Source organism: Sphingobacterium prati, from assembly GCF_013167215.1.
GTDB lineage: Bacteria > Bacteroidota > Bacteroidia > Sphingobacteriales > Sphingobacteriaceae > Sphingobacterium > Sphingobacterium prati.
This window is the reverse complement of the sequence record NZ_JABJWY010000024.1, coordinates 83,909-97,956: the sequence shown is the minus strand read 5'-3', so window position 1 is coordinate 97,956 and position 14,048 is coordinate 83,909. Positions and strand designations below refer to the sequence as shown.

Annotated in this window: 14 protein-coding genes; 11 read left to right on the top strand and 3 right to left on the bottom strand. The window is 37.7% G+C overall.

The genetic code is table 11. The features are described 5' to 3' along the window. Positions 1-63: 63 nt before the first annotated feature. Together HPC41_RS06480 and HPC41_RS06475 are read left to right on the top strand one after the other, a co-directional pair. Entirely contained in the window at positions 64-2,388 is a 2,325-nt protein-coding gene (locus HPC41_RS06480) for a TonB-dependent receptor (RefSeq protein WP_172393225.1), read from the top strand. A 6-nt stretch (positions 2,389-2,394) separates the two neighbouring features. After that, positions 2,395-3,192 carry a DUF4249 family protein gene (locus HPC41_RS06475; protein WP_172393224.1) on the top strand — a complete coding sequence of 266 codons (798 nt, stop codon included), beginning with the start codon at positions 2,395-2,397 and terminating at the stop codon, positions 3,190-3,192. Between the two features lie 3 nt (positions 3,193-3,195). Here the strand turns inward: HPC41_RS06475 and HPC41_RS06470 are convergent, their stop codons facing one another. Next, positions 3,196-3,747: a polysaccharide deacetylase family protein gene (locus HPC41_RS06470; RefSeq protein ID WP_420240176.1), complete on the bottom strand. Its 552-nt coding sequence runs from the start codon at positions 3,745-3,747 to the stop codon at positions 3,196-3,198. Positions 3,748-3,860: 113 nt separating this feature from the next. On the opposite strand from HPC41_RS06470, the gene HPC41_RS06465 reads away from it, so the two are divergent. The 5 genes from HPC41_RS06465 to ispE all read left to right on the top strand — a co-directional run bounded on the left by HPC41_RS06465 (position 3,861) and on the right by ispE (position 9,007). Next, on the top strand, positions 3,861-5,240 hold the full coding sequence (locus HPC41_RS06465) for a TolC family protein (protein ID WP_172393222.1): 1,380 nt from the start codon (positions 3,861-3,863) through the stop codon (positions 5,238-5,240). Positions 5,241-5,262: 22 nt separating this feature from the next. Beyond that, the gene (locus tag HPC41_RS06460) at positions 5,263-6,567 is read left to right on the top strand and encodes an efflux RND transporter periplasmic adaptor subunit (RefSeq protein WP_172393221.1); all 1,305 of its coding nucleotides are present in this window, start codon (positions 5,263-5,265) and stop codon (positions 6,565-6,567) included. 107 nt (positions 6,568-6,674) lie between these two features. After that, on the top strand, positions 6,675-7,637 hold the full coding sequence (locus HPC41_RS06455; protein ID WP_172393220.1) for a helix-hairpin-helix domain-containing protein: 963 nt from the start codon (positions 6,675-6,677) through the stop codon (positions 7,635-7,637). Continuing rightward, complete coding sequence (locus tag HPC41_RS06450; RefSeq protein WP_172393219.1) at positions 7,624-8,151, top strand: adenine phosphoribosyltransferase; 528 nt, start codon at positions 7,624-7,626, stop codon at positions 8,149-8,151. Before HPC41_RS06455 ends, HPC41_RS06450 begins: the two co-directional genes overlap by 14 nt. 34 nt (positions 8,152-8,185) lie before the next feature. Continuing rightward, the gene (ispE, locus tag HPC41_RS06445) at positions 8,186-9,007 is read left to right on the top strand and encodes a 4-(cytidine 5'-diphospho)-2-C-methyl-D-erythritol kinase (protein ID WP_172393218.1); all 822 of its coding nucleotides are present in this window, start codon (positions 8,186-8,188) and stop codon (positions 9,005-9,007) included. Positions 9,008-9,074: 67 nt separating this feature from the next. Here the strand turns inward: ispE and HPC41_RS06440 are convergent, their stop codons facing one another. Next, positions 9,075-9,920 (bottom strand): ATP cone domain-containing protein, encoded by an 846-nt coding sequence (locus tag HPC41_RS06440; protein WP_172393217.1) that lies wholly within the window; start codon positions 9,918-9,920, stop codon positions 9,075-9,077. A gap of 128 nt (positions 9,921-10,048) precedes the next feature. On the opposite strand from HPC41_RS06440, the gene HPC41_RS06435 reads away from it, so the two are divergent. Further along, positions 10,049-10,345 carry a YgaP family membrane protein gene (locus tag HPC41_RS06435; protein ID WP_172393216.1) on the top strand — a complete coding sequence of 99 codons (297 nt, stop codon included), beginning with the start codon at positions 10,049-10,051 and terminating at the stop codon, positions 10,343-10,345. Between the two features lie 181 nt (positions 10,346-10,526). On the opposite strand, the gene ychF is transcribed toward HPC41_RS06435, so the two are convergent. Next, positions 10,527-11,627 (bottom strand): redox-regulated ATPase YchF, encoded by a 1,101-nt coding sequence (gene ychF, locus HPC41_RS06430; RefSeq protein ID WP_172393215.1) that lies wholly within the window; start codon positions 11,625-11,627, stop codon positions 10,527-10,529. A gap of 68 nt (positions 11,628-11,695) precedes the next feature. Between ychF and HPC41_RS06425 the strand changes: the two genes are divergently transcribed. From HPC41_RS06425 to hemF, 3 genes are all read left to right on the top strand, one after another. Next, on the top strand, positions 11,696-12,043 hold the full coding sequence (locus HPC41_RS06425) for a Rieske (2Fe-2S) protein (RefSeq protein ID WP_172393214.1): 348 nt from the start codon (positions 11,696-11,698) through the stop codon (positions 12,041-12,043). 76 nt (positions 12,044-12,119) lie between these two features. Continuing rightward, the gene (locus tag HPC41_RS06420) at positions 12,120-13,124 is read left to right on the top strand and encodes an NAD(P)H-dependent glycerol-3-phosphate dehydrogenase (RefSeq protein ID WP_172393213.1); all 1,005 of its coding nucleotides are present in this window, start codon (positions 12,120-12,122) and stop codon (positions 13,122-13,124) included. A 16-nt stretch (positions 13,125-13,140) separates the two neighbouring features. Then, positions 13,141-14,040, top strand: coding sequence for an oxygen-dependent coproporphyrinogen oxidase (hemF, locus tag HPC41_RS06415; protein WP_172393212.1), 900 nt, complete (start codon positions 13,141-13,143; stop codon positions 14,038-14,040). Positions 14,041-14,048: the final 8 nt, after the last annotated feature.

Here is a 14,048-nt window from a genome sequence, read left to right as displayed (position 1 = left end):
TTAAGCCTTACAGATTGTAAGGCTTTTTTATTATTTTCAACAAATTTTTGAATTCAATCTGCTATGCTTAAACCTTTAAAGGTTGTTTTTTATTTTTCTTCTATTCTGTTTTGCGCGCAGGAATCTTATGGGCAACAATCCAGATCCATATCTGGATTTGTCCGAGATAGTATAAGTGGTGAAAATATTATTGGGGCTTTAGTCCGTGACCAATCGGAAAATAAATCCACGGCTTCTAACAAATATGGTTTCTTTAGTTTATCCCTTCGTGGACAAGAGGCTTTCTTGGAAGTTTCTTCAATGGGTTATAGAACTAAAGTGTTGCCTGTTGAGATGAGCAAAGACTCAACCTATATTGTGCAACTTGTTCCGCAAGAGAGTCAATTGGCTGAGGTAGTTGTTACCGGGAATCGAAGAAAATCAATTAAGGATTTGACACCTGGGCTGACTCAGTTCAGCCCAAAAGAGATTGAGAAAGTTCCGGTATTGTTTGGTGAGAAAGATATTTTAAAAACTATTCAATTGTTTCCGGGCGTGACAAGTGGTGGAGAAGGAAGTAGCAATTTTTATGTTCGGGGGGGCGGGGGAGACCAGAATCTAATCTTGCTGGATGAAGCCCCAGTTTACAACAGTTCCCACCTTTTTGGTTTCTTTTCTACGTTTAACTCAGATGCCATAAAAGATGTCAACTTTTATAAGGGTGGTGTTCCAGCACAGTATGGTGGCAAGATTTCTTCAGTCATGGAAATAACGACATTGGATGGGAATAATCAGCATTTTAATGTCGAGGGAGGGCTGGGGTTGATTGCCTCACGGCTTAAGGTAGAAGGACCTCTACAGAAAGGGAAAAGTTCGTTTATGATATCCGGCAGACGTACCTACGCTGATTTATTTTTGAAACTGTCAAGTGACGAAAATATAAAAAAAAGCGCGCTTTTTTTTTATGACCTCAATGCCAAGTTAAACTATCGGATTAACGATAAAAATACGATTTACTTATCTGGATATTTTGGTAAGGATGCGATGGCCTACCATGACTTATTTGATTTCAATTGGGGAAATGCGACCGGAACTATGCGCTGGAATCATGTTTGGAATAGTCGTTTATTTAGCAATACGACATTGATATTCAGTAAATTTAATTACCAAGTAGAAATTGAAGACGATAATAATTTTAAGATTCGCTCGGATATATTCAACTATAATTTTAAACAGGATTTTCAATATAGCCTCTCGGACCGTCATAATTTGAAGTTTGGGATACAGGCTGCATTGCAGGAAATTAGCCCCGCAAGCATCGAAGCAGGTGAAGATTCTAAAGTAAATTCATTGCGTATTCAGCATCGCAAAGGGCTGGATATTGCTGCATATATTTCCGACGACTGGTCAATAAATGATAAGCTTAAATTGAATTACGGGATCAGGGCAACAGCTTATGCGACATTAGGGCCAGGTACATTCTACAGCTATGACAATGCTGGCGAAGCTATTGATTCAACTTATGTTGGACGTGGAGAAATGGGCAAAAGATATGTTTATCTGGAACCACGTATTTCTCTCAACTATGCCCTGAACGAGCAGACAACATTAAAAGCTTCTTATAATACCAATGTCCAGTACTTACATCAATTGAGCAATACAACAAGTAGTCTGCCCACCGATCAATATGTATTGAGTAATAATACGATCAAACCGCAGTTGTCCAACCAGTATTCGCTGGGCTATTTCAGAAATTTTGCCTCTAATAGATATGAGTTTTCGATAGAGGGATACTATAGGGATCTCAAGAATCAGATCGATTATAGAAATGGAGCCGATTTACAGGCGAATGAATTTTTAGACGGAGAGCTTTTATTTGGCAGAGGCAGGGCATTTGGTATGGAGTGGTTTATAAAGAAACGACTAGGACGGTTAAATGGCTGGATAAGCTATACTTTATCCAAAAGTGAAAGACAATTTGACCAGATCAATGACGGGCAATGGTTTAACGCACGCCAGGATAAGACGCATAATATAGCTGTTGTAGCGCAGTATCAGCTGAATCCAAAATGGAACCTAAGCGCAAACTTTGTATACTATACAGGTGATGCCGTAACAATGCCAGCAGGTAAGTATTTTGTTGATGATCGAACGGTCTTCTATTATGATAAGCGAAATGGTCAGCGTATGCCGGCCTACCATCGTTTGGATCTTGCAGCAACTTATGATATTAAGCGTACGAAAAATACTTATTCTAGTTTATCTTTCGGAATTTATAATGCTTATAACCGCAAAAATGCCTATTTGATAGATTTTAGGGAGAAAGAGGGGCAATCCAATATAACTGAGATATATAGGATCGCATTGTTTGGAACAATACCGTCTGTTACTTGGAATTTTAAATTTTAACGCAAGATGAAAAAGATATTTGCCGGGATGCTCTTGGCTTGGATAACCTTGGTTGGATGTGAAGATAAAATTGATCTTAACTTGCCCGAAAACACGGGACAGCTCGTTATTACTGCTGATTTGATGGTGTCAGATCAACAACATCAAATCAGTATACAAAAAGTAATCGGTCTAAAAGAATCTATGCTGAGCCCCATAACAGATGCGGAAGTGTTCGTTCGAAATTTGCAAAATAATCGGATCTATACCTTTTCGCCAGGTGCCGACGGTTTATATACTAATAAAACATTGCGACTGCAGGAAAAGGCCAGCTATCAGCTGCATGTAAAGACGGCTGATGGAAAAGAAATTGAAGGAACCTCGACGGTGCCAACCTATGTCGATGTGGATTCTATAGGTCTGTCAGAACGCATAATATTTACAGATACCATTTATTATCCTACTTTGGTCTTTAATGATCCGCCTGATATGGGGAACTACTACAAGTACAAGATGTCTGTAAACGGTGGTGAGTTGCGCTTTATCGATGTGTTTAATGATAAGTATAATAATGGACTGCAAGTGCAGCACGATATTATTGATCGGGATAGGGATCTTAAACTAGGGGATCGTGTTCGTGTTTTACGTCAATGTATTGATGTAGGTGCCTATAACTACTGGAATAGCTTCCAATTGATTAATCCTGGGGCGGCATCACCTTCTAATCCAATTTCAAATCTGTCCGATGGAGTATTGGGGTATTTTAGTGTTAGTGTGGGAAAGTATTATGAATCTGAAGTAATTTTGTCAAGGACAAGGCCATAAACTTCATGCTAATCTTTCTATTTGGTATTGATTTGCCAGGAGAAATTCGATCGTTTTAGGTAGCGCATATGCAACACGGGGAATGGCTTTGATATTGTCATGAAAAATAATAATAGAACCATTTTGAATATTAGGAAGTACGTTTTGAAGACATTTTTCGGGACTAAGGTTTTGATCGAAGTCTCCAGACATGATGTCCCACATCACCACACGATAATTTTTGTATAACTTTTTGAGTTGTGATTTTTTGGCCTTGGCGTAAGGCGGCCTAAAGAGATCCGTTTGCGTTAGTTCCTGACATTGAACGATATTATCCAAATAGATTGCGTCGTTTGTCTCCCAACCTTTTAAATGGTTATGAGTATGATTGCCAACTTGATGCCCTTCTTCTAAAATTCTTTGGAACAAATGTGGATTTTTTTTAATATTTTCACCAACACAAAAAAATGTTGCCTTGACCTGATATTTTTTTAGGATATCGAGTATAAAAGGTGTAATTTCAGGAATTGGACCATCATCAAAAGTGAGATAGACTTTTTTTTCCGTCCGCGACATATGCCAGATTGATTTTGGATAAAGCCAACGTAGGAAAAAAGGGGATTTGACAAAATACATAACCGATAAATGAAGTTCAAATCTATAAAAATTGTATGGTTCTACATATGAACATGAAAAGATTTTATTATTCTGCAGTAATATTTACTGGTTTTTTTCTGGGAACAAACAACCTAATACAAGCCCAGCAAGTCGTTGGAGTAGCAGAGGCTATACGCATGACATTGGAACGTAATGTGCAAATAAAACAAGCCGAACTGAGTAAAGATCTCGCCGCTCAGGACTTGTTTCAGGCGAAAAGTAATTTATTGCCAGACTTAAGTGCTTCGGTCGATCAAAGTTTCCGTTATGGCTTTGGCTTCGATATGACCTCTGGACGAATTGTTAATAATGCCTGGACTAGAGGTACTACTGGATCGGTTGGATCTAGCGTAAATATATTTCAAGGTTTTCAACAAGTAAATCAAATAAAAGCTAATAAATTACAGTTGGAGTCTGCTGCCACACAAGTGGATAAGATTAAAAATGATCTTGTTTTAAATGTCTTGGTGAATTATTTAGAAGCCATTACAAATCATGAATTGATGGTGGCTAGTGAAGATCAGATTGCCTTATCGAAACAGCAATTTTCATTAGATTCAATTCAATTTTCTGTTGGAAATAAGACTATCGCTGATCTCGCGAAATCCAAGAATCAGGTCGCCTCAAACGAATTGAACAAGGTAAATTTGAAGAATTCATATGAAATGTCTTTGTTAACTTTGAAACAATTGATGGAAATGCCTTCTGAAACTGTGATTTCTCTCGAACGTCCGAGTTTAGAATCTGTCTTGGTAAGTGCAGAAGATAAGAATGCCATAGATGTATACCAAAAGGCTTTAGTAAGGCAACCAGATATTCGTAAATCCGCATTGGATAGGGAAGTCGCATTAAAACAAATAGACATTGCCAAGGGCGGGTATTACCCAACGCTCAATTTGAATGTGAGCTATGGTACGAATTATTCTTCGGCAACAACTAGGCAACGTGATCCTTTAGATATTACATCGGTATATCGTGTACCTTTTAGGCAACAGGTGTCGGACAATAAATCTTTTTTTACAGGTTTATCACTTGCTGTCCCAATTTTTTCCAAGAACCAAAACAAGGTGAACGTTGCAAAAGCTAAGATTGGTCTAAAACAGGCCGAGGCTAATGAACAATTGGCAAAAAATAATTTAAATAAGGCAGTTAACCAAGCAGTGTTAGACGTAAGTGCTGCCAAACAAAGCTACACCTCTGCAATCACTGCTTTCGAAAGTGCCGAAACAGCTTATAAAGCAACCAAGGAACGCTACGATATCGGTATGGCAAATTCTCTGGAGCTATTTACTGCACAGACTGAACGTAATAAAGCTGAATTTGATCTTATTCAAGCGAAATATAATGTAATATTCAAATCCAAGATTATTGATTATTATTTAGGAAATCCAATTCAATTCGACAACAATTAACCTATTTGATTAACGAAAGACAATGGCAAAGAAAAAACGTAGTATAGTAAGAATTCTATTAATTGTAGTAGCTCTCTTGGCAATTTTTGTTTTTATTGGCTTTAAGGCCGGGTGGTTTGGAAAAGGAGATATTACCAAAGTTGCTGTAGATGTTGTGAAAGAAATGGATGTAGATGAACTGGTATCTGCCAGTGGAAAAATACAACCGGAAATAGAAGTTAAACTAAGTTCTGAAGTTTCAGGTGAGGTTGTTGAACTCAACATAAAAGAAGGTGATTTTGTGAAAAAAGGGCAGATACTTTGTCGGATCAAACCTGACATCTTGCAATCTGGTTACGATCGCTCTGTCGCAGCAATGAATTCACAACGTGCTAATCTGGCTGCTGCACAATCACAGCTAAAACAACAGGAAGAAAATTTTAAAAATGTAGCGGCAACTTACAAGAGAAACCAGGAGCTTTTTGAAAAAAGAGTTATTTCGGCGGCTGAAATGGATAAGAGTTCTTCGGAATACTTTTCGACCCTAGCAGCTATCCAGGCGCAAAGAGAAACCGTGCGGTCAACAAGATATGGTATTGATCAGTCTCAGGCGTCTGTTAAAGAAGCGCAGGATAACCTCAATAGAACAACCATTTATGCTCCGACAGATGGAATTATTTCGCTACTTTCCATTGAGCAGGGCGAGCGTGTGGTAGGAACTGCGCAAATGGCTGGTACTGAAATAATGCGTATTGCAAATATGTCGTCAATGGAGGTAAATGTTGATGTCAATGAGAACGATATCAATAATGTTAAAGTTGGAAATCAAGCAGAAATTGAAGTCGATGCTTTTCAAGATAGAAAATTTAAAGGTATTGTTACCGAAATCGCAAGTTCGTCCAAAAATATCGCAACCACAACTGTGGCGACATCCTCAACTGATCAAGTAACAAATTTCAATGTCAAGGTACGTATCAGCGCAGAATCATACCAGGATCTTATTAAAGAAAATGTAGCTTCTCCTTTCAAACCAGGATTATCTGCCACTGTACAGATTTTCACGAAACATGATAGAGGTCTGGTAGTACCGATACAATCCGTTACTGTAAGATCCGATGATAAAGACTCTACCAATACAAATAAACAAATACAGGAGTACGTATTTATCTTAAGCGGTGAGGCTGTCAAGCAGGTTCCGATTAAAACCGGTATTCAAGATGATAAAAATATTATTATCCTTTCGGGTCTAAAAAAGGGAGATCAGGTTGTTTCCAGACCATTTGATGCCATTTCCAAAACTTTGAAAGAGGGCAGTAAAGTGGAAAAAGTAGATAAATCGGTACTATAAAATTATAGTAGTATCAATATTTAACAAAGGGAAGGTGTTTTTTAATACCTTCCTTTTTATTTTCCTTCTAATTGATTAAATTTATATAACCCAACCCTTAGCAGCTTATGAAAAGGTTATTGACTTATTTTAAATTTAATAAAACAGAGCAAAATGGGTTCTTTGTTATATTAGTGATAATCATTTTATTTAGTATCGTGTATTCCTTATTGAATAGGGAACGCAAACAGGAGCCGATTGCGCATCATGCTCGAGTTTTTGAACAGTCATTTCATGATTCCACTGATGTTGTTGATTATCCAAATAAGAAATTTTCCACTACTGCTATTCATTTGGAAAAGAATACAATTTCAATGGATTCGAGTGAAACGCATCGCAAAGGTGATGTAAAACTATTTTATTTCGATCCTAATAATCTATCACAAGAGGATTGGCGCAAGCTTGGGCTCTCAGATAAGCAAATTGCGGTCATTAAGAACTACGAGAAAAAAGGTGGCCGATTTAGGGATAAAAGTGATGTTAGGAAAATGTATTCCATCAACGAGAAATTATATAAAAGACTCGAACCATTTATCCATATAAAGAAGGAAACAACAACTAAAAGCACAACAGATAAACCAAACTTATTTTATGATAAATTCGAAACTGATAAGGCCGAACTTATCGATATTAACACCTGTGACACAACGGCATTGATGAGCTTGAAGGGGATCGGTACAGTTCTTTCTAAACGTATACTAAAATATAAAGAGGTGCTTGGTGGGTTCTATCGAATAGAACAATTAAAAGAGGTGTATGGGGTTACTTCCGAAACCTACGATTTGATAAAAGACCATATCACTATTTCTAATTTAGAAGGGATTAAAAAAATCGATATTAACCAGATTGATGCCATTTCATTGGGTAAACATCCGTATCTTAGCCCAAAGGACGCGAAGTTAATCGTTAATTACCGAGAACAACATGGCAATTATGCTAATATAGAGGATTTTGCCAAGATAGGTACACTTTCAGATCTTGCTATTGCTAAAATCGCGCCGTATTTAATATTTGAGAATGATTCAAGATAAATTGAAATTGGGAATCCGGGATATTATGGATTTTCCAAAACCGGGTATTGTCTTTAAAGATATTACCCCCTTGTTGAAAGATGCTGAGTTATGCAATGAAATGATCGATGCGATTATTGATCAACTTCAGGGGATTGAAATTGATGCTATTGCGGGTATTGAAAGTCGCGGATTTCTTTTCGGATTTTTACTTGCCAATAGATTAGGTCTGCCCTTTATCCCTATACGTAAGCAAGGGAGATTACCATTTAAAACAATTGCTGAATCTTATGCATTGGAATATGGTCAGGCAACAATAGAGATCCATGAAGATGCTTTTGAAAAAGGAAGCCGTATTTTGATACATGACGATCTTTTGGCGACAGGTGGGACTGTTGTGGCTGCGAGTAAACTGATTGAAAAATTAGGTGGAGTGATCGCTGCTTATAGTTTTATTATTTCATTGGACTTTCTCAAAGCAAAAGGCAGATTGTCCCGCTTTAGCGATACAATCTGTTCGTTGGTGAGCTATTAATAGAAAATTTAGATGTTGATTTAGACGATATCTCATGATACTCTTTGCAAATGCTAAAATAAATATCGGTCTGCAAGTTACAGCCAGGCGAACGGATGGCTACCATGAATTAAATAGCATATTCTACCCACTAGCGATCTATGATATTATAGAGCTGTTAGAGACAAATGCTGAAACATCTTCGCTAACTATTCGAGGTGGATGTATACCCGGAAATATGGTGGATAACCTCTGCATGAAGGCACATGCACTGTTAAAAAAAGAATTTGATATTCCATCTGTTACGATCGATTTAATCAAACAGATTCCGATTGGAGCTGGGCTGGGAGGTGGGTCGGCGGATGCATCTTTTGTGTTGAAAGGGCTCAATGAATTATTTAAACTAAATTTGACAAACTCACAATTGAAAAAGTACGCTGGACAATTGGGGGCGGATTGTCCGTTTTTCATTGATAATATGCCGGTTTTTGCCACTGGGATCGGGACAGATTTTAAAGAGATTTTGCTCGACTTACATGAGTATTATATGGTCGTTATTATGCCAAATATTCATGTTTCAACAGCTGAGGCATATACTGGAGTGAAGCCAACTCCTTCAGAGGTTAATCTTGAGGAAGCAATCCGATTGCCTATTCAGGAATGGAAATTCCATATTCGAAATGATTTTGAAGATCGTATTTTTGATACTTATCCAGTACTGAAAGAAATTAAAGAAAAATTATATAGTAAGGGCGCGATATATGCCTCTATGTCTGGATCTGGCGCTGCTGTCTATGGTATTTTCTGGGAAAAGATAGATTTAAGTGAGTTTTCCAAGTATGGTAAGATTTATTATCCCGTTGTGTTAAAAAAATAATACAAGATTATATGAATAAGATAGGCATACATGATAATATATATGCCTATTTTTTCAGCTAGTTGTATTAATTTTCTTCCTCCACTTTATAGTCTATTAGTTCGCGGGCTTCGTTAAGTACTTTGACTTTTCGTTCGTTGTCAAGTTCAAGGATATCCAATTTCTCAGGATTGTTTACAATATCCCTTACCAAGATCAATTGATTTTTTAATAGCTGTTGTTCTTCTAAATCAGAAAGTGTGGTTAAACAAGTGACAGGGTAAAATACGGCTTTATCGACTCTTCTTTTTATGCTATTTTCTTGTGGGTAATCCCAAGAGAGTAGATTGATGTCATAATAATTTGCAAAGTTTATTGAATCCTTCGTGAAGTATGCATTGGTAATTAGCCAACCTTCCTGAAATTGCAATGTTTTACCGAAAAAATCGTAATCAATTCCACTAATATCTTTGAATCTTGAGAGGTAGTACATAGGGGTAGTAACCGAAATTTTAGCGTCAATGTCATTTCTAAATTTGCATTCTGCTGTCATCAACTTACCGTCTTTATATGCGACGACATCTAATTCATGAGAAACAGCATGGCCTTGTACCGTTTGTCCCGTTATACTTTCATAACCGATCGACCGAAGCAAATGTGCAATATATTTTTCGAAGTAGAAACCCTCTGGTCCTAAATCACGTAACGCTTTCTTTAGGCTATAGCGCGCGGCAAAAGAGTTTCGAAGAGTTTTTAGTTTATCAAAAGCGAGTTGATACAATTCTCTAGTTGAAATACCGTCATACATCTCATTGACGACGCTGTTATACACGTGATTCACTTGATCGTTATTTGCTCCCGAACGGGAAAGAGAATACCGTAAAGCTTCGCCGTTAAAAGGTACCAATTCACCTGAATATTTTTTGACTTGCATGAATGTTTAATTTTATATACGAATATAGAGATGTGATTCGAGAAATCGTATAAAAACTATTATTCTATTTCTAAACTTTTTTGGGCCATAATTTGTTTATCTAATGAAATACTTAAATATAGATAATTATGAGTAACCTATTGACATTTGCATTTGACAAGATTAAGGCTAAGGTAAAGGACGATTGTATTGAAGAGAATATTGGTACATCCGAACGTGTGCTATCTGTAATCGCAGGCGGCTTTATTTTAGGTCTAGGTGTGAAGAAGATTCTTAAATCGCCACTGACAGGGCTTTCAGGCTTGACCCTTGGAGGAACTCTAATTTATCGAGGCGTAACAGGGCATTGTGATGTAAAAAAGATGCTGGAAGATAAAAATGTTGAAAAAATTGAAGTCATCGAACATCGTTATTTTGTCAAATAGTAATTTTAGCAATTTGATTGGCTACTTCTCTGTCAATATATAATTGCACTTATTGAGTGATCCATAAGGCGTCGCTATCAATACGATAAAACGGTGACCCTTAAAATATTCTAAACGCAGGATGCCGAAAGATTATTTTTTCGGCATCCTGCGTTTAGAATATTAACAATATAATTAGTTATTATACATTAAAACGGAAATGCATAATGTCTCCATCCTGTACAATATAAGTTTTCCCTTCTACGGATAATTTCCCTGCCTCCTTTACCGCATTTTCTGAGCCTAGAGTAACAAAGTCATCGTACTTGATCACTTCAGCTCGGATAAACCCTTTTTCAAAATCGGTATGGATAACACCGGCAGCTTGCGGTGCAGTGAAGCCATTTTCGATCGTCCAGGCACGTACTTCTTGGACACCAGCTGTAAAATAAGTCGCTAAATTTAATAAAGAATATGCTGCCCTAATCAATTTATGGACGCCAGATTCTTCCAAACCTAGATCATCCAAAAACATTTTGCGCTCTTCGTAGCTCTCTAGTTGCGCAATTTCAGATTCTATTTGGGCTGATATAATCAATACTTCAGCTTTTTCATCTTTTACTGCTTCCTTGACGCGTTCTACATAAGCATTGCCGGTGTTAACGGATCCTTCGTCTACATTACATACGTAAAGTACTGGTTTTGCTGTTAATAAAGCTAGGTCTTGAATAAATTCAAAATCTTCAGCTTCGATAGGAGCTGTCCGTGCTGATTTGCCTGCTTCCAAATGTTCTTTGACGACAGATAGGATATCGAAAGTCCTTTTAGCATCTTTATCGCCACCTGTTTTTGCCATTTTTTCGACTTTCTGAATACGTTTTACAACAGTGTCCAAATCCTTAAGTTGTAATTCTGTATCAATGATCTCTTTATCTCGGATTGGGTCTACCGAACCATCCACGTGGATTACATTACCATCATCAAAACATCTTAAGACGTGGATGATCGCATTTGTAGTACGAATATTTCCTAGAAACTGGTTGCCCAATCCTTCTCCTTTTGATGCTCCTTTCACCAATCCGGCAATATCTACGATTTCAATGGTATTCGGAACGATACGTTGCGGATTGACTAGTTCAGCTAATTTATTTAGACGGGCATCCGGTACGGTAATTACCCCAACATTTGGTTCAATTGTACAAAATGGAAAGTTTGCTGCCTGTGCTTTCGCATTCGACAGACAGTTAAATAATGTTGATTTACCAACGTTTGGTAAACCTACGATACCGCATTGTAAAGCCATATATAGTGCAAATTTTTGAAATTGCACAAAGATAGAAAATTCACTGTAAATTTTAACTATCTTGTACTATGCTTCAGTGGTACAAAATTGATGATGCACAATATCTAAAGGATAAGGGAGTAACAGAGCATAAGTTTGGCGGAAAGACCATTTGTCTCACGTGGTTTGAAGATCAATTACATGCATTCTCCAGGAAATGTCCCCATGCGGGCGCTCCGCTCAAAAATGGTTGGTGTGAACGGGGTAAAGTGATCTGTCCCTTCCATCGCCATGAATTTGATCTTGTAACAGGCAGGGGTAATCCGGCCCAACATGACTTTATCCATATTTATCCCATTAAAAAGGAAGAAAAGGCCTATTATGTGGGTATTGAGAAAGGATTTTGGCAAAGTTTTCTCGGTTCTAAAAGTAACTAAAGTATCATATATCTTAATGCAATCGCATATCTCAGCAGTAAATAAGTATATTTGCTTTCGAAAACAAATTAAAAACATGCAGGGGAAAAAGATTGGTATAATTGGTAGCGGAAGCTGGGCGACGGCCATGATCAAGATGCTATGCGAAAATGACCAAGACAAACATATTTTTTGGTGGATTAGAAAAGAGGAAGATGCGGAGTATATTCAACAATTTAAACATAATCCAACCTATTTGAGTGGAGTTTCTGTTGATTTGAATATTACAACCATCGATACCAATGCAAAAAATGTCGTTGTTAATTCAGATATTGTTATTTTAAATACGCCAGCAGCCTATTTAAAAGATGCATTGGAGGGTGTCACCAAGGAAGATTTTAAAGATAAAATAGTGGTATCTGCTATTAAAGGGATTATTCCGAAGGATAACCTTATTATCGGCGAATTTTTGGAACAGCGTTATGATATTGACATCGAACAGATCTGTGTGGTTGGAGGTCCCTGTCACGCCGAGGAAGTCGCATTGGGTAAGCTATCCTACCTGACATTTGGTTGCAAAAATTCGGATAACGCTGCTTTGGTTGCTTCGTATTTATCTTCCAGAGTCATTAAAACGATCTTATCGGAAGATATTTTAGGAATTGAATTTGGAGCTGTATTAAAGAATATTTATGCCCTGGCTGGAGGTATCTGCCATGGGTTGGGCTATGGCGATAACTTTCAGGCAGTTTTAGTTTCCAATGCTATCCGCGAGATGCGTCGGTTTGTTGCTAAAGTAGATGGTGATACATCCCGCGATGTCAATACCTCGGCTTATCTGGGAGACTTGTTGGTAACAGCATATTCGCAATTCAGCCGCAACAGGACATTTGGTAATATGATCGGTAAAGGGTATAGTGTGCAATCGGCTCAGCTTGAAATGAATATGGTGGCCGAAGGTTATTATGCTTCCGCTTGTATTCAGGAATATGCCGAAAAATATGCTGTCGAATTACCTATTTGTGATGCCGTATATCAAATTTTATATCAACATCAGCCTGCATCTAAAATTGTTCAAGCCCTGAGCGAAAAATTAACATAAACTAGCGATAGAGTAGATGATTACAAAAGAAGCGATAGCTTTAGCTTATAAAGAAATTCAAGATGAAATATGCCAGGCGTTGGAACGCCTGGACGGTTCGGCCCGATTTGATGAGGAACTATGGGAAAGAGAAGGTGGTGGTGGTGGTCGAACACGGATTATTCAGAACGGCAATATATTGGAAAAAGGTGGAGTCAACTTTTCTGCTGTGCATGGCAAACTACCCGAGACAATAAAAAAAGCGTTTGGCGTCGATGAAGACGATTTTTTTGCTACAGGAGTTTCGATTGTCATTCATCCCAATAATCCATGGGTACCTATCATTCATATGAACATCCGATATTTCGAATTGAATGAACAGATGCGTTGGTTTGGAGGGGGGATTGACCTGACACCACATTACGTGAATGAAGATGATGCTCGATTTTTCCATCAACAATTGAAAACGGTCTGTGATAAACATAATCCGACTTTTTATGATGAATTTAAAAAATGGGCTGATGACTATTTCTTTATTCGTCATAGACAAGAAACCCGTGGAATAGGAGGGGTTTTCTACGATAAATTGAACACAGCGAAAACAGGCATGGCTATGGAAGATATCTTGGCATTTTCCTGTGACTTAGGTCGTAGCTTTGCACCGACTTATACTGCGCTGGTTGAAAAAAATAGAAATAAAACATATAACGAAACGCAGAAAAATTGGCAATTGATCCGCCGGGGACGCTACGTTGAGTTTAATTTAGTCTGGGATTCTGGTACTAAATTTGGCCTTGAAACAAATGGCCGCATAGAGTCCATATTGATGAGTCTACCGTCTCAGGCCAATTGGGTATACGATCATCACCCTGAAGAAGGCTCCGAAGAAGCCAAGACCTTATCCTTGTTGCGAAAAGGTGTTAACTGGATTTCATAAAATCGAAA

Coding starts and splice junctions, on each gene's coding strand:
- HPC41_RS06470 (WP_420240176.1), bottom strand. CDS start 3,747: ATGTCGCGGACGGAAAAAAAAGTCTATCTCACTTTTGATGATGGTCCA.
- HPC41_RS06480 (WP_172393225.1), top strand. CDS start 64: ATGCTTAAACCTTTAAAGGTTGTTTTTTATTTTTCTTCTATTCTGTTT.
- HPC41_RS06435 (WP_172393216.1), top strand. CDS start 10,049: ATGAGTAACCTATTGACATTTGCATTTGACAAGATTAAGGCTAAGGTA.
- ychF (WP_172393215.1), bottom strand. CDS start 11,627: ATGGCTTTACAATGCGGTATCGTAGGTTTACCAAACGTTGGTAAATCA.
- HPC41_RS06450 (WP_172393219.1), top strand. CDS start 7,624: ATGATTCAAGATAAATTGAAATTGGGAATCCGGGATATTATGGATTTT.
- ispE (WP_172393218.1), top strand. CDS start 8,186: ATGATACTCTTTGCAAATGCTAAAATAAATATCGGTCTGCAAGTTACA.
- HPC41_RS06465 (WP_172393222.1), top strand. CDS start 3,861: ATGAAAAGATTTTATTATTCTGCAGTAATATTTACTGGTTTTTTTCTG.
- HPC41_RS06475 (WP_172393224.1), top strand. CDS start 2,395: ATGAAAAAGATATTTGCCGGGATGCTCTTGGCTTGGATAACCTTGGTT.
- HPC41_RS06455 (WP_172393220.1), top strand. CDS start 6,675: ATGAAAAGGTTATTGACTTATTTTAAATTTAATAAAACAGAGCAAAAT.
- hemF (WP_172393212.1), top strand. CDS start 13,141: ATGATTACAAAAGAAGCGATAGCTTTAGCTTATAAAGAAATTCAAGAT.
- HPC41_RS06425 (WP_172393214.1), top strand. CDS start 11,696: ATGCTTCAGTGGTACAAAATTGATGATGCACAATATCTAAAGGATAAG.
- HPC41_RS06460 (WP_172393221.1), top strand. CDS start 5,263: ATGGCAAAGAAAAAACGTAGTATAGTAAGAATTCTATTAATTGTAGTA.
- HPC41_RS06420 (WP_172393213.1), top strand. CDS start 12,120: ATGCAGGGGAAAAAGATTGGTATAATTGGTAGCGGAAGCTGGGCGACG.
- HPC41_RS06440 (WP_172393217.1), bottom strand. CDS start 9,920: ATGCAAGTCAAAAAATATTCAGGTGAATTGGTACCTTTTAACGGCGAA.